The organism is Thioalkalicoccus limnaeus (assembly GCF_041197575.1).
Classification (GTDB): domain Bacteria; phylum Pseudomonadota; class Gammaproteobacteria; order Chromatiales; family Chromatiaceae; genus Thioalkalicoccus; species Thioalkalicoccus limnaeus.
The window spans coordinates 1-13,551 of sequence record NZ_JBDKXB010000002.1 but is presented as its reverse complement, the minus strand read 5'-3'; the positions used below and the strand labels follow the sequence as shown (position 1 = coordinate 13,551).

General features: G+C 67.2%; 15 protein-coding genes. 6 read left to right on the top strand and 9 right to left on the bottom strand.

Annotation, left to right across the window (positions count from 1 at the left end; translation table 11 throughout):
- Nucleotides 1–326 precede the first annotated feature (326 nt).
- Nucleotides 327–1,688 (top strand): TrpB-like pyridoxal phosphate-dependent enzyme, encoded by a 1,362-nt coding sequence (locus ABC977_RS01650; RefSeq protein WP_369665494.1) that lies wholly within the window; start codon nucleotides 327–329, stop codon nucleotides 1,686–1,688.
- A gap of 187 nt (nucleotides 1,689–1,875) precedes the next feature.
- Here the strand turns inward: ABC977_RS01650 and ABC977_RS01645 are convergent, their stop codons facing one another.
- Together ABC977_RS01645 and ABC977_RS01640 are read right to left on the bottom strand one after the other, a co-directional pair.
- The gene (locus tag ABC977_RS01645) at nucleotides 1,876–2,448 is read right to left on the bottom strand and encodes a hypothetical protein (RefSeq protein WP_369665493.1); all 573 of its coding nucleotides are present in this window, start codon (nucleotides 2,446–2,448) and stop codon (nucleotides 1,876–1,878) included.
- Nucleotides 2,449–2,620: 172 nt separating this feature from the next.
- Nucleotides 2,621–3,181, bottom strand: coding sequence for a Uma2 family endonuclease (locus ABC977_RS01640; protein WP_369665492.1), 561 nt, complete (start codon nucleotides 3,179–3,181; stop codon nucleotides 2,621–2,623).
- A gap of 442 nt (nucleotides 3,182–3,623) precedes the next feature.
- Between ABC977_RS01640 and ettA the strand changes: the two genes are divergently transcribed.
- The gene (ettA, locus tag ABC977_RS01635; RefSeq protein ID WP_369665491.1) at nucleotides 3,624–5,291 is read left to right on the top strand and encodes an energy-dependent translational throttle protein EttA; all 1,668 of its coding nucleotides are present in this window, start codon (nucleotides 3,624–3,626) and stop codon (nucleotides 5,289–5,291) included.
- A gap of 12 nt (nucleotides 5,292–5,303) precedes the next feature.
- Here ettA and ABC977_RS01630 read toward each other — a convergent pair whose 3' ends face one another.
- Both ABC977_RS01630 and ABC977_RS01625 read right to left on the bottom strand, forming a co-directional pair.
- Nucleotides 5,304–5,534, bottom strand: coding sequence for a HypC/HybG/HupF family hydrogenase formation chaperone (locus ABC977_RS01630; protein WP_369665490.1), 231 nt, complete (start codon nucleotides 5,532–5,534; stop codon nucleotides 5,304–5,306).
- Between the two features lie 108 nt (nucleotides 5,535–5,642).
- Nucleotides 5,643–6,437 carry a sulfite exporter TauE/SafE family protein gene (locus tag ABC977_RS01625; protein WP_369665489.1) on the bottom strand — a complete coding sequence of 265 codons (795 nt, stop codon included), beginning with the start codon at nucleotides 6,435–6,437 and terminating at the stop codon, nucleotides 5,643–5,645.
- Nucleotides 6,438–6,587: 150 nt separating this feature from the next.
- Here ABC977_RS01625 and ABC977_RS01620 point away from each other — a divergent pair, with 150 nt between their 5' ends.
- Entirely contained in the window at nucleotides 6,588–7,493 is a 906-nt protein-coding gene (locus tag ABC977_RS01620; protein WP_369665488.1) for a complex I NDUFA9 subunit family protein, read from the top strand.
- A 33-nt stretch (nucleotides 7,494–7,526) separates the two neighbouring features.
- Here ABC977_RS01620 and ABC977_RS01615 read toward each other — a convergent pair whose 3' ends face one another.
- Nucleotides 7,527–8,699: a class I SAM-dependent methyltransferase gene (locus tag ABC977_RS01615; protein WP_369665487.1), complete on the bottom strand. Its 1,173-nt coding sequence runs from the start codon at nucleotides 8,697–8,699 to the stop codon at nucleotides 7,527–7,529.
- A gap of 89 nt (nucleotides 8,700–8,788) precedes the next feature.
- Between ABC977_RS01615 and ABC977_RS01610 the strand changes: the two genes are divergently transcribed.
- Both ABC977_RS01610 and ABC977_RS01605 read left to right on the top strand, forming a co-directional pair.
- A complete protein-coding gene (locus tag ABC977_RS01610; protein WP_369665486.1) occupies nucleotides 8,789–9,544 on the top strand; it encodes a pteridine reductase in 756 nt (251 codons plus the stop codon).
- A gap of 49 nt (nucleotides 9,545–9,593) precedes the next feature.
- On the top strand, nucleotides 9,594–10,082 hold the full coding sequence (locus tag ABC977_RS01605; RefSeq protein ID WP_369665485.1) for a DUF2452 domain-containing protein: 489 nt from the start codon (nucleotides 9,594–9,596) through the stop codon (nucleotides 10,080–10,082).
- A 24-nt stretch (nucleotides 10,083–10,106) separates the two neighbouring features.
- Here ABC977_RS01605 and folK read toward each other — a convergent pair whose 3' ends face one another.
- The 4 genes from folK to ABC977_RS01585 all read right to left on the bottom strand — a co-directional run bounded on the left by folK (nucleotide 10,107) and on the right by ABC977_RS01585 (nucleotide 12,886).
- Nucleotides 10,107–10,598 carry a 2-amino-4-hydroxy-6-hydroxymethyldihydropteridine diphosphokinase gene (folK, locus tag ABC977_RS01600; protein WP_369665484.1) on the bottom strand — a complete coding sequence of 164 codons (492 nt, stop codon included), beginning with the start codon at nucleotides 10,596–10,598 and terminating at the stop codon, nucleotides 10,107–10,109.
- Entirely contained in the window at nucleotides 10,598–10,969 is a 372-nt protein-coding gene (folB, locus tag ABC977_RS01595; RefSeq protein ID WP_369665748.1) for a dihydroneopterin aldolase, read from the bottom strand. The genes folK and folB overlap by 1 nt, the downstream gene beginning before the upstream one ends.
- A 38-nt stretch (nucleotides 10,970–11,007) precedes the next feature.
- Nucleotides 11,008–11,901: a class I SAM-dependent methyltransferase gene (locus ABC977_RS01590; RefSeq protein WP_369665483.1), complete on the bottom strand. Its 894-nt coding sequence runs from the start codon at nucleotides 11,899–11,901 to the stop codon at nucleotides 11,008–11,010.
- Between the two features lie 316 nt (nucleotides 11,902–12,217).
- Nucleotides 12,218–12,886 carry an arylamine N-acetyltransferase gene (locus ABC977_RS01585; protein ID WP_369665482.1) on the bottom strand — a complete coding sequence of 223 codons (669 nt, stop codon included), beginning with the start codon at nucleotides 12,884–12,886 and terminating at the stop codon, nucleotides 12,218–12,220.
- A gap of 83 nt (nucleotides 12,887–12,969) precedes the next feature.
- On the opposite strand from ABC977_RS01585, the gene ABC977_RS01580 reads away from it, so the two are divergent.
- A partial coding sequence (locus ABC977_RS01580) for an AcrVA2 family anti-CRISPR protein (RefSeq protein ID WP_501040247.1) occupies nucleotides 12,970–13,551 on the top strand: 582 nt, incomplete at its 3' end.

Below are 13,551 nucleotides of genomic sequence, written 5' to 3'. Positions count from 1 at the left end.
CGTCGGACAAGGCGAGCGCCGACGCGTAGCCTCATCAGCATGAGGTCGAACACGGGCGCGCGCAATGGCCGTCGCGCCATACGCTCGTTCTCGAGCCGCGACGAAGGCCGCAGTCAAACGCCGTCTCGACCACTCGCGCCGATCGGCCTGATCGCGGACAATACCCGTCCGCAACGCGTCCGCGCAACGAGCGGCACGGCCGACCTTCTTGGTACGAGGAGCGCGCCAAGTTCACCCATGGCCTGGCTTTGGGGAATCGGGGTGCCGAGCGGCGCCAGCCGTGACGGGTTCACGACCATCCATCATAGAGGAGGCTCCCGAGGCCCATGAGCGATTCCGTCAAGTTCCTGCTCGACGAGCGGGAGATGCCCAAGACCTGGTACAACATCAATGCGGATCTGCCCGAGCCGCTGCAACCGGTGCTGCACCCCGCGACCAAACAACCGGTCACGCCCGACGATCTGGCCGTGATCTTTCCGCGCGCCGTGATCGAACAGGAGATGAGCCAGGAACGCGACATCGAGATACCCGGACCGGTGCGCGATGTCTACCGCCAATGGCGACCCTCGCCCCTGTATCGCGCACGGCGTCTGGAGCGCGCGCTGGATACGCCCGCGCGGATCTATTACAAATACGAAGGGGTCAGCCCGGCCGGCAGCCATAAGCCGAACTCGGCGATCCCGCAGGCCTTCTACAACAAACAGGAAGGCGTCAAGCGCATCACGACCGAGACCGGGGCCGGCCAATGGGGCTCGTCGCTGGCATTGGCCGGGGCCTTATTCGGGATCGAGATCGAGATCTACATGGTCAAGGTCAGCTACGAGCAGAAGCCCTATCGCCGCGCCTTGATGGAGACCTTCGGTGCACGCTGCATCGCCAGCCCCAGCGACCTGACGGAATCGGGCCGCGCGATTCTGGCCGAGCGCCCGGATAGCCGTGGCAGCCTCGGCATCGCGATCAGCGAGGCCGTGGAAATGGCCGCGAAACGCGACGACACCTGTTATGCCCTGGGCAGCGTCCTCAACCATGTCCTGTTGCACCAGACGGTGATCGGGCTCGAGGCGATGAAACAGTTGGAGATGGCTGGCGATTATCCGGACATGGTCATCGGTTGCACCGGCGGGGGCAGCAACTTCGCCGGCATCGCCTTCCCGTTTCTCGGCGAACAGCTGCGCGGCGGCCGCGCGGTGCGCTGCATCGCGGTCGAGCCATCGGCCTGCCCGACCCTGACCAAGGGGCGCTTCGCCTACGATTTCGGCGACACGGCCCATTTGACGCCGCTGGTCAAGATGTACACCCTTGGATCCGGATTCATGCCACCCGGTTTCCACGCCGGTGGCCTCCGTTACCACGGCATGGCCCCTCAGATCAGCCACCTGGCGGCATTGGGCTACATCGAGCCGCGGTCCTACAATCAACTGGAGTGCTTCGCCGCGGGCATCCAGTTCGCGAAAGCCGAAGGCATCGTGCCCGCCCCCGAGGCCAATCATGCGGTCAGGGCCGCGATTCAGGAGGCCGAGCGGTGCCGCGAATCCGGCACGGCCAAGACCATCCTGTTCAACCTCTCCGGACACGGCCATTTCGATATGCAGGCCTACACGGACTACATGGCTGGCAAGCTCAAGGATCTCGTCTACGATGAGTCCGAGGTAGCGATGGCGCTCGCCGGCCTGCCGTCGGTGAACTGAAGGGCCACGTCCGGACCTGGGATAAGGACCCTGGTCGACTGGAGTACCAGGCCACTCGCGTGGTCCGGATGCTGTTCGGCCGCGCTCGCACCCAGGCAGCGCGGCCTGCGCCAACGGCCGTGCGACGACGTGTAACGTCGTCGCAGGCGACCCGATGGAGCGCGCCGTGCGAAACCTGAATAACCCGTCACTCGCACGGCACGAAGAAGGGGTTGGTCGCAGCCTCGGCGCATTGATCCTCGATCTCGCGCACGGCCTGGCGCTCGCCACCGCGGGCCGCGTCTCGCTGCCATCCGAGCAGCTGTCGAGCGGGGTCACAGGCCAGGCTGTCGGCGCACTGATTCGCGTCACCACAGACTCGCGCGACCAGAGATTCACAGGCACCGAGGTCCGCGTCGCCGCGTGTGTCGGCCGCGGCGCACGCCGGAAACCCGACCCTATCGCCGAGCGCGGCGCGACAGACCGCGCTGGTCTCGGTCTCCGGCCGGCGTCCGGCCTCGTAGGGCACCAGACGCTGTTCCGCGCGCTCGGCGTTCAGCCATCGCCTCGCTTGAACACAGGCCGACGTCACCGCGCACTCATCGCGTTCGCCACACACCCAGACAACCAGTTCGGCGCACGGCCCATCGCGAGCAACCGCCGCTTCAGGACCAGTACGCCAAGCCTCGAGCATCTCCCGCGTCGGCACCACGATACCGTCCCGAACGATGACCGTCGAGCCATCGTCGAGCCGGTGAACGCCGTCCCAGAGGGGCCGCATGCGGTCACCATCATCGCGCAATGCGCGTCGAGAATCGGGATCGACCCAGAGCCGTCCCCCGCTTTCGAGCGCGCCCTGCCAGGCACCAACCGGGTTGGCCAGCAGGATGGCCAGCGACGCCGCACCCGCCAGAAGCCACCGAACCGGGACCGCAGCCCGACCCCGTGGGGCGTCAGCTCCAGAGATTGCCGAGATCCAGCTGCAAGGCATCGAAGGGCGCAACTGCGATGGTGTCGTAGTCAGATGCCTCGGCGAGCAAACGCCAGTCTCCGTCAGTCAAGGCGTAGGCCTCGAGGGTGCGGCACTTGGGGTCGACCAGCCAAGCGTAGGCAACACCGTAGTGGGCGTAGACCGGCATCTTGACCTCTCGGTCCTTGCTAGCCGTAGAGGGTGACAGGATCTCGCAGACCCAGTCTGGAACGACCTCGAAGCGATGGTCGTCGGGGATCTGCGGCATGCGCTCTTTTCGCCACCCAGCGAGGTCGGGCACGGCGACCTCTTGGTCGCGAACCAAATGCAGCTCCGGTTCGACGATGATCCACCAACCGCCAGGGCCGCCGCGACCTCGGCCGTAGGCACTGCCGATGTCGATGCTGAGCTCGGTCTCCGCCCGCGCATGAGGACCCGCGGGGCGCGGCTGCGTATGCAGCTGGCCGCTCAGGATCTCGCCGGTCAAGCCCTCGGGTAGGGCTTCGAGCTGTTCGTACAGCGTCTGCTTGTAGGCATGTTGCATGGCTATTGCCGATTCCGCGGGTTCCTGTCTTCGGAAGACCTTCCGGATGTCGAGCGAACGCTCGCGCTGGCTCGATTCTACGTCATCATTCGGCGAAGAGCAGCCACGGCGCACGCGGGGAATCGGCCAGGTGCCACCTCCCGGCAAAGGGTATCGCCCCCCCCCCCCCGCAACCCGTGTTCTGGACTACGCCCCCCCTGCGGAAGGCACCAGCGAGACCAAGAGGATCTGATCACGGCGGAACGGGCATGGCCGGGGGACAACACGAATACCAAGCACCCGCCGGTGTCGATGTGCGTGGCCCAGACGTGACCGCGTGAAGCGTTGTTCGCACCAGCCGGGTTTGGACTTTTACCCCTCGGGTCGGCACAATCGAGACCAATCGAAGTCACCGCCGCCACCTCGGCAGCGGCCCGTGCGCAACCCCAGTCAAGCGATACCTATGGCTCAATACATCTTCACCATGAACCGGGTCGGCAAGGTCGTGCCGCCCAAACGCGTCATCCTGCGCGACATCTCGCTGTCCTTCTTCCCCGGTGCCAAGATCGGCGTGCTCGGTCTCAACGGCTCGGGCAAGTCGACGCTGCTGCGCATCATGGCCGGCCTGGATACCGAAATCGAGGGCGAAGCGCGGCCTCAGACGGGCATCAAGGTCGGGTTTCTGCCGCAGGAACCGCAGCTCGATGACACCAAGGACGTGCGCGGCAACGTCGAGGAGGCGCTCGCCCACATCACGACGGCCCTGACCCGGCTGGACGCGGTCTATGCCGCCTACGCCGAGCCCGATGCGGACTTCGACGCGCTGGCCAAGGAACAGGCCGAGCTCGAGGATCTGATCCAGGCGACCGACGGCCACAACCTGGAGCGCACCCTCGAGGTCGCGGCCGACGCATTGCGGCTGCCGCCGTGGGAGGCCGACGTGACCAAGCTCTCCGGTGGCGAGCGGCGGCGGGTCGCGCTATGTCGACTCCTGCTGTCGAAACCCGACATGCTGCTGCTCGATGAACCGACCAACCACCTGGATGCCGAGTCCGTGGCCTGGCTCGAGCGCTTCCTGCACGAGTATCCGGGTACCGTCGTCGCCGTCACTCACGATCGCTACTTCCTCGACAATGTGGCCGGGTGGATCCTCGAGCTCGACCGTGGGCACGGCATCCCGTGGGAAGGCAACTATTCGTCGTGGCTCGAACAGAAGGAGCAACGACTCGAACTGGAGCAGAAACAGGAAGCGGCCCGCATCAAGACGATGCAACGCGAGCTCGAATGGGTGCGCGCCAACCCGAAGGGCCGTCATGCGAAGAGCAAGGCCCGGCTCGCCCGATTCGATGAGCTTCAGTCCCAGGAGTTCCAAGCGCGCAACGAGACCAACGAGATCTACATCCCCCCGGGGCCGCGGCTCGGCGATCTGGTCCTCGAGGCCAACGGGATCCGCAAGGGGTATGGTGACCGGCTGCTGTTCGATGGGCTCTCGTTCAGCCTGCCGAAGGGCGGGATCGTCGGCGTGATCGGCCCGAACGGGGCCGGCAAGACGACGCTGTTTCGGCTGATCACGGGCCAGGAACGGCTCGATGGTGGCGACATGCGGATCGGCGATACGGTCCAGGTCGCCTACGTCGACCAGAGTCGCGACGCCCTCGATAACGGCAAGACCGTCTGGGAAGAGATCTCGGACGGCTCGGACAACATCGTCGTGGGCCGCTACGAGATGCCGTCACGGGCCTATGTCAGCCGCTTCAACTTCCGCGGCGTCGACCAGCAGAAGCGCATCGGCGACCTGTCCGGCGGCGAGCGCAACCGGGTTCACTTGGCCAAGCTGCTCAAGAGTGGCGGCAATCTGCTGTTGCTCGACGAGCCGACCAACGACCTGGATGTCGAGACCCTGCGCGCCCTCGAGGAGGCACTGCTCGCGTTCCCGGGCTGCGCGGTCGTGATCAGCCACGACCGCTGGTTCCTCGATCGCATCGCGACCCATATCCTGGCCTTCGAGGGCGATTCGACCGTGACCTGGTTCGAGGGCAACTATGCCGACTACGAGGCGGATCGCCATCGGCGTCTCGGCGCCGAGGCCGATCAGCCGCATCGGATCAAGTATCGGCGCCTGGCCGGCTGACGGGGCATGGCTTCACCGGCCGTCCTGGTCCAGCATCTGGTCATAGAGCTCCCAGGCCACCGCGGCCTGCTCCGCGGTGATCCGCTCGATGGCGTAGCCCAGATGGACCACGACGAAGTCGTCGACCGCGAGCGTCTCGTGGCCGAGCATCAGCAGATTGACATCCCGCTCGACGCCCTTCGCCATGCACCGGGCGACGAACCCGTCGATCGAGCGGATCTGCATCGGGATACCGAGACACATGAGCCCTCCTCGCGGCTGAATGGTGAACGGGGTCCGACGAAGAGCTGATTAACGCCGATCCCGACCCGCCTCGGCAAGGGTTTTGCCAGAGCGCCTGCTGCGGCCCGGTCAGGCGAATAACAAGCGGGCCGCGACCAGCATCAGCAGCAGGCCGAAGAACCGTTTGATCAGGGTCACCGGGAGCGTATGGGCGAGGTGGGCACCGAGCGGCGCGGTCGGGATGCTCGCGACGAGCATCGCGGCGACCGCCGGCCAGTAGACGAAGCCGGTGCTGGCCGCGGGCAACCCGTCACGGCCCCAGCCGACCAGCATGAAGCCGGTCGCCCCGGCCAGCGCGATCGGCAGACCGCAAGCGCTTGCGGTCGCCACCGCTCGCCGCAGGTCGATCCCACCGCGCGCAAGGAGTGGGACAGTCAGAGTACCACCGCCGATCCCGACCAGCGCCGACAAGGCACCGATACCCGACCCGGCGGCGAACAGGCCGGCGGGCCCGGGCAGGGTGCTGGCCGAATGCACCGATCGCGGCCAGATCATGCGCAGACCGACGATCAACAGGAAGATCGCGAAGATCCGTTTGAGCCAGAGCGCCGGCAGCCAACCGGCGAGCGCAGCGCCGAGCCAGGCCCCGATCACCAGACCCGGCGCGAGGCGCCAGGTCAGATCCCAGCGTACCGCTCCACGGCGCTGATGGGCCCAGACCGACGCCAGCCCGGTGCCGACGATGGTCGCGAGCGACGTCCCCACGGCCAGATGCGGTATCCAGTGTGCGGTCAGGCCCAACGACATGAAGACCAGGATCAGAACCGGCACCATGATGACGCCACCACCGACCCCGAGCAGCCCGGCCAACAGGCCCGCGAGGGCACCGGTCGCCAGGTAGACGACGAGCTCCAAGGCGCTCACGCGCTGCGATCCACCGGGGACGCGGCAGCGAGTGACAGGCCTGGGAGCGGTCCCGATATCGTCCCCGATCGGCGATAATGCCGCAGCGCGTGCCAGGTCAAGCGGCCGGCGACCACTGCTCCCGATTCCGCCAACAAGAACATCCGCACCATGAACAAGACTCCTATCTGCATCCTTGGAGGCACCGGATTCGTCGGCCGCCACCTGATCAACGCCCTGACCGCGACGGGCTACCCGTGCCGCCTGATCCTGCGCCGCCCGGAACGCTACCGCGACCTGCGCCTGGTTCCCGGCCTCGAGGTTCGCCCCGGCGACCTCTTCGACGCCGAAGACCTCGGCCGCCACTTGGCCGGCTGCGGCACCGTCATCAACCTGGTCGGCATCCTCAACGAGACTAGGACCAGCCGCTTCGAGCGGGTCCACGTCGAGCTGGTCGAGCACCTGGTCGCCGCGGCCCGCACCGCCGGCGTCGGCCGCCTGCTGCAGATGAGCGCGCTGCATGCGGATGCCTTGTCCGGCGGGAGCCGCTATCTGCGCAGCAAGGGCGCCGGCGAGGACCTGGCCCACCGCGCGCTGGAATCGGGCATCGCGGTCACGAGCTTCCAGCCATCGGTGATCTTCGGCCGTGGCGACCGTTTCTTCAATCGCTTCGCCGGGCTGCTGCGCATCGTACCCGGCTTCTTCCCGCTCGCCTGCCCGAATGCCCGCCTCGCCCCGGTCTATGTCGGCGATGTCGTCGCCGCGATGCACACCGCACTGGCCGATCCGGCAACCCACGGACAGCGTTACCCGCTGTGCGGTCCGCGCGTCTTCCGCTTGCAGGAGCTCGTCGAATACACGGCCGCCACCATCGACCGGCGGGTCCGCGTCGTCGGCCTCGGCAATGGCCTATCGCGGCTCCAGGCGCGGGTCTTCGAATGGCTGCCCGGCCAGCCCTTCACCCGCGACAACTATCTGTCGCTGCAAACCGACAACGTCTGCACCCGCGACGGGCTCGCCGAGCTCGGGCTCCGGGCCACCGATATCGCGGCCGTGGTGCCCGGATACCTGCGCTGATCGCGCGGGTGCGGGCCGTTCGAGCGACGGCGCTCACAAGCGACCGCGCAGATCGCGCAGCGCGAAACCCCGCCACGGGTACTCCAGGCCCTTGGTCAGGCCCATGACCTGGAAGCGTTCACCCATCGCGGTCGGCAGCACCAATTGCTTCGCGCCCTGGGCCAACGCCAGCGGGTCCTCTGGCGCCTCGGCGAGCAAGCGATCGAGACCGCAACCAAGCAGGAAGTGGGTCTGGGTACTGTACCCGGCGAGCGCGAGCTCGGCACGGGCGGCCGCACGCGCGACCGCCGTGAAGTCGACATGGGCGGTGATGTCCTGAAGGCCGATCGCGCGGTACGGATCGCCATGGGCCTGGTGTCGATGATGACACATCAGGGTCCCGGCACGGCGCTCGGGATGGTAGAGCTCGGACCTCGGGTAGCCGTAGTCGATGAGTAGGATCAGGGCTCGGTCGAGGGCCGCCGAGAGCGACGCGAGCCAAGGCGCCAGGCGCAGGTTGACCTCGCCGCAGACACCGGCTGAGCGTGCCCATCCGTCGGCCTGGATCTCGGCCACCGCGGCGGCCAGTCCCGGCGAGCGGGCCGGGACCACGGATTCCTGCCAGCCAAGGCCATCCGGCGTCGGTGTCACCATGACCTCGCCGACGGAGCCGTCGGCGAGGATCTCGAAACGATGGACCGGCATCGCGTCCAGCACCTCGTTGGCAACGACGACGCCGCGCAGGCCTTCGGGAAATCCGGTGACCCAGTCGATACGCGGCATCAGGTGCGGCACCGCCGCGCGAAGCCGTGTGCGCTGGCGATCGGCGAGCTCGGGGCTGAGCTCCAGGATTCGATACCGGCGCGGCAGTGGCCCGTCCCGGTCGAGCTGGCCGAGCACCTGGGCCGCGAGCGTGCCCTGACCAGCGCCGACCTCGAGGATGTCGCCGCCACCGACCGCGGCGAGGGCCTCCTGACACTGACGCGCAAGACACCGGCCGAACAACGGCGAGAGCTCGGGCGCCGTGACGAAATCGCCATCGGCGCCGAGCTTGCGGGCGCCGGCCATGTAGTAGCCCAAGCCCGGCGCATAGAGGGCCAGCTCCATGAAGCGGTCGAAGGGCAACGACCCGCCGGCTGCTTCGGCCTCGGCCCGGATCCGTTCGGCCAGCTCGCGGCTATGGGCCTCGGCGACTGGATCATCGCACCAGTGTCGTGCATCGGGCATCGGCGAACTCCTCGCGGGCCACTTCGCGGCAGCCGCGCTCTGTTGCGGTAGAATGGCGCCCTCCCTGTCATCACCGATGGAGAGCGACCATGAGGCCAGACCCGGCGTCCCTCGACGGCCGCGTGGTGCTGATCACCGGCGCGGCCCAGCGTCTCGGTGCCGAGACGGGCCGGCTGCTCCATGCCCAGGGCATGGACCTGATCCTGCATTATCGCCGATCGCGCGCACCGGCCGAGGCACTGGCTGGCGAGCTCGAGCAGAGGCGACCGGACTCGGTGCGCCTGGTCCAGGCCGATCTGTGCGACCTGGCGAGCCTGCCGGCACTGTTTAAGCAGGTTGCCGGCTTTCGCAATCGGCTCGACGTGCTGATCAACAATGCCTCGAGCTTCTATCCGACGCCGATCGGCGAAGCCGACGAGGCGCAATGGGAGGATCTGATCGGGACCAACCTGAAGGCACCGTTCTTCCTCGCGCAACAGGCCGCGCCCTGGCTGCGCCAGCACCACGGCTGTATCCTGAATCTGGTCGACATCCACGGCCGGCGGCCATTGAAAGGCCACCCGATCTACTCGATCGCGAAGGCCGGCAATGCGATGATGGTGCAGGCCTTGGCCCGCGAGCTCGGCCCGGAGATCCGGGTCAATGGCGTCGCGCCGGGGGCCATCCTATGGCCCGATCAGGGCCTCGACGACGCCGCCAAGGACGCGATCCTCGCGCGTACCGCCTTGGGTCGTCCGGGGACGCCCGGCGATATCGCGCGCGCGCTTCTGTACCTGATCCGCGACGCCGATTATGTCACCGGCCAGATCCTGACCGTCGACGGCGGCCGCACCATTCAGCAATGACGAGCGCGTCGAGCGCGAGCAGGCAGCGACGCTCGACGCCAGGCAAATCATGACTGACGACGACAAACCACGACTGCACGACGGAGCCGATCGCAGCGCGCCCTATCCGGTCAGCCGCCTCGCACCGGCGTTTCAGGCATCGGAATTGGCCGCCGAGATCGCCCGCGCCGAGGCCATGCTCGGCGCCCGCACCCACGCAAAGCTGCGCGTGATCGCCGATCAGATCCGCGCGCTGCAGAGCGAGGCACGCAAGGTCATCGACGAGGCGCGCGAGGAACAGGCCCTGACACAAGCCGAGTGCCAGTTCCAGCGCCGCCCGGGCCAGGTCTATCATCTCTATCGACGCACCGACGGGCGCACCTTCTTCTCGCTGCTGTCGCCGCGCGACTGGGGTGGACAGGCCCCGGACGAGTTCGTCGGGTCCTACCGGCTCGAAGCCGACTACAGTTGGACGCCGGCGGAACGGCTCGGCGATGCAGACGAGACCGGGGCCATGATCGACGGGCTGCTGCGCATCGGCGGTCTACCCGGACGCTGACGCCGCGGCGAGCCGAGACTTTCGTCAATCGAAGGCGAATGGGATTCGGACCAAGGGCGGCCGGTCTTTCGGGAACTCGGCCCACAGCTCCCGATAGCGGCGCCCGTTCTCCGGATGGCGGCCGTCCGGATCGACCTCGGCCAACGGGGCCAGCACGAACGCGTAGCGCAGGATCTCGTCGCGGGGCAGCCGGCAGCCGTCGACGACGCCGACCCGCTCGCCGTAGGTCAGCAGATCCAGGTCCAGGGTCCGCGGCGCGAACCGATCGCGGCCGCGGATGCGCCCGAAGGCGTCCTCGGTCGCGCGCAGCCACGCGTTCAGCGCCGCGACGCCAGCCTCGCTCGCGAAACCGGCAACCAGGTTCAGGAACGGTGGGCCATCGCTGCCGACCGCGGTGCTCTCGTAGACCGACGACAGCCGCAGATCACCGAAGCGGCGGCGCATCGCGGCGACCGCACCGCGCACGCTCGCCTCGCGATCCAGGTTGCTGCCGACACTGATCCAGGCCCAGGGCATCAGCCCCGGCCCGTCGTCGGCCGCGCGCCGCGCTCGATGATGACGCCGACATCGACGGCATCGGTCACGGCGCCGATCTTGTTGACCGTCAGCCGCACCCAAGAGACGCCGAACTCGCTGCGAATGATCTCGGTACATCGCTCGGCAAGCGTCTCGACGAGCTCGAACCGGTTGTCGCCGACGAAGGCCTTTAGACGCTTCGAGACGGCCTTGTAATCGAGGGCGTCCTCGATCCGGTCCGAGGCCGCGGCGCGGGCGACATCGGCGCTCATCTCGAGGTCGAGTATGACCGGCTGGCGGATCGCCTTTTCCCAGTCATAGATGCCGATCACGGTTTCGATCCGCAATCCGCGCAGAAACACGATGTCCACAACCATCTCCCTTTCCCTCATCGGCTACCTATGCGCCGCTACGCGGGCTTCTCGGCGGTAGCCAGAACATAGTCTAGGCCTCGGTAGATCCGGTCGGCATCGATCCTGAGCGCAATGCCGATCGCCAAGCGCAATGCCGGGTGCAGCCGGGACAACCCCTCGCGATGACCGGCCAGGTACTCGTGCAAGGGTCGATAGACCTGATCGCGAATCGAAACCACACGGCTTTCGCCGAAGCCCGCGGCGGCCAGCCGCGCCGGATACTGATCGCGCGTATAAAAATTGTCGACCGGCACCCGAAACTTGCCGGCGGTCTGGCGCCAGCTCCACCAGTGTTCGATTCGTCGCCAGGTTCCTGCGACCTTCGGCATCGGCAGGATATCGGCGAGGACCAGCCGACCACCCGGGCGGAGGACGCGGAAGGCCTCTTCGAAGAAGGCCTGCCGCGTGTCGAAATGAAAGGCCGACTCCATCGCCACGACCTTATCGATCGTGGCATCCTCGATCGGCATCCGCGTTGCCGATCCCAAGCGAAGGTCGATTCGGTCATCGAGTCCGAGCTCGGCGACGCGGCGGCGTGCCACTGCCACCTGCGAGGCCGTGATATTGAGCCCGATGATCTGCTTGGGCCGGTAGGCGCGAGCCCAGAAGAGGTCCTGATCGGCGAAGCCGAAACCCACGTCGAGGACGCAATCCTCTGGCCCCATCTCTGCCGCATCGGCCATCAACGCGGCCAACGCCTGACAGGCCTCATCGAGCGATTCGGCCTGGTCCCAGTAGCCGAGATTCAGATAGAGCCCACGCGTCGGTGATCGGTCCGCAAGCAGATCGTACACCTGGGTGACATCCAGGCCATGGTACGGGTTGATCAGCCAATTCAAGTAGCTCAAGGTCTCGCGTGGGCGACGACCAGAAACCAGGGTCTGGGACATCGAGGTGCTCCGGTTCGTGGGGGCCGATCGCGGCGCCCTCCGGAACTGCTGGCGCCAATGGTGTTTTTCAAGGCTGGCCAAAATGTCCCGTCGGGGTTCGTTTTCGGTCGGGCGGGGCCCATCCCACCCAACCCCTCGCCGACGCGCGCCGCCCCATCGAGAGACGACACCGTTCCCGTACTTTTGCCCGACGCGTCGGCTCCTCGCAGGGTACCAGCTCGATCCCGTGCTCCCTCGGTCTCACCAAGAAGCGTTGGCCGAGGTTCAGGCCCAGGGGCTCGCGGATGGACTTGGGCAGAACGTGCCATCAGCCGGTCTAAAATAGCTGGCCGGACAAATACCCGTCGTCCCATCCGGCTTTCATCAGAATCAGACGGCCACCACTGCCTTCCTCGATGCGGTAAGCAAGCTGTCCCTGCTCCTGCTCCTGCTCCTGCTCCGCACGCTCAGCCAGCCGAAAAGGCTCGCGGAAGGAGTCGCCGAAGCCGACATCTACGATCCAGCGCTCGTCGAGGGTGACCACCAAGGTCATGTGGTCGAACGCCGGCCCGAACTCGCCGCGACCATCCATGACGCTAGCCTCGAGCATCACGACATCGAACCCCAAGGCACGCAGCAAGGAGGCGAATAACCCGTTCAACTCGTAGCAGAAACCGCCGCGAGGCTCAGCGGCTCGCCGTCGTCTGGCGCGCGCGCTGAAGCGCCCAGCTGGGCAGCGACACACCTCATCTATGCATCTCTTCAATGACGGTTCGCGGGACGGGCCGCCACGCGCAATCCTTCGAATGGTCCATGTGCCATTGTATTCGCTGGTCCATCGTGACTTTAGCAGACGGATTGGAGGCGACGCCTTCGATCTGAGGAAGCGCACGAGGATTCCGAGCGCGACGGGTGCGGCCCGGAGGGGCTTTCTCTGGCGCCGCCAGGGTCTGGACGAGGCCGAGTGAAGGACGTTGGGGGATCGGGCGCGTGTGCGACCCGGCATCGATCTCGTCAACGGGGAGGCGGTTCGCTAGACTGGTGCGCACGCTATGGCGTCCACAGGTCCTCGTCCCTCGGTTTCGTCCCATGGTATCCGATCACCGCGATCCGGCCCGCTCACCGGCCGGCGACACCGTGCGTCCGCGCGCCATCCTGAGCGCGGTCCGCCGGGCTTATCCCAACGCCTGGCGCGACACGGATCGGCTGCGTGCCCAGCGCGGCCGGGAGGTCCCGGACTGGCCGGAGTGGTGCTTCCTGCCGTTGCAGGGTTTCGCCGCGATCTTAAGCGGCGCCGATGGGCGCGTCGACCCGCCGCGGATTCATCACCTGGGCATCGTCGGGGCGCTTGCCACCTGGCGCGTGAGCCAGGGGATCTACCGCTTCGATCCGGATCTCGCCGCGGCGCTGGCCGACACGCCGCTGAGCGGGGATCTGCCGACCGACACGCTGTTCCATCTGCCCGAGTGGTGCGTCTATGTCGAGACGCCGGGCCGGCGCTGGGCCGGCCGCGACCTGCACGGCTTCTGGGCGCACCTCGACTACGAGGTCGGCGGAGTCGCCGACGAGCTGCGCCTGGTGCTCGACGTGGCGGATTCGCCCGAGACGGCGCTCGACCCGCTGCGCGGCCTGCAGCCGGTCGTCTTCCTGCTCGGCGACGGCTCGCTGGCC

Excerpts from the sequence above, each read along its gene's own strand:
- ABC977_RS01640 (WP_369665492.1), bottom strand. The coding sequence starts at position 3,181 with ATGCAACATGCCTACAAGCAGACGCTGTACGAACAGCTCGAAGCCCTA.
- ABC977_RS01615 (WP_369665487.1), bottom strand. The coding sequence starts at position 8,699 with ATGCCCGATGCACGACACTGGTGCGATGATCCAGTCGCCGAGGCCCAT.
- ABC977_RS01645 (WP_369665493.1), bottom strand. The coding sequence starts at position 2,448 with ATGCGGCCCCTCTGGGACGGCGTTCACCGGCTCGACGATGGCTCGACG.
- ABC977_RS01590 (WP_369665483.1), bottom strand. The coding sequence starts at position 11,901 with ATGTCCCAGACCCTGGTTTCTGGTCGTCGCCCACGCGAGACCTTGAGC.
- folK (WP_369665484.1), bottom strand. The coding sequence starts at position 10,598 with ATGCCCTGGGCCTGGATCAGTGTCGGCAGCAACCTGGATCGCGAGGCG.
- ABC977_RS01610 (WP_369665486.1), top strand. The coding sequence starts at position 8,789 with ATGAGGCCAGACCCGGCGTCCCTCGACGGCCGCGTGGTGCTGATCACC.
- ABC977_RS01650 (WP_369665494.1), top strand. The coding sequence starts at position 327 with ATGAGCGATTCCGTCAAGTTCCTGCTCGACGAGCGGGAGATGCCCAAG.
- ABC977_RS01585 (WP_369665482.1), bottom strand. The coding sequence starts at position 12,886 with ATGCCGGGTCGCACACGCGCCCGATCCCCCAACGTCCTTCACTCGGCC.
- ABC977_RS01620 (WP_369665488.1), top strand. The coding sequence starts at position 6,588 with ATGAACAAGACTCCTATCTGCATCCTTGGAGGCACCGGATTCGTCGGC.
- ABC977_RS01605 (WP_369665485.1), top strand. The coding sequence starts at position 9,594 with ATGACTGACGACGACAAACCACGACTGCACGACGGAGCCGATCGCAGC.
- ABC977_RS01630 (WP_369665490.1), bottom strand. The coding sequence starts at position 5,534 with ATGTGTCTCGGTATCCCGATGCAGATCCGCTCGATCGACGGGTTCGTC.
- ettA (WP_369665491.1), top strand. The coding sequence starts at position 3,624 with ATGGCTCAATACATCTTCACCATGAACCGGGTCGGCAAGGTCGTGCCG.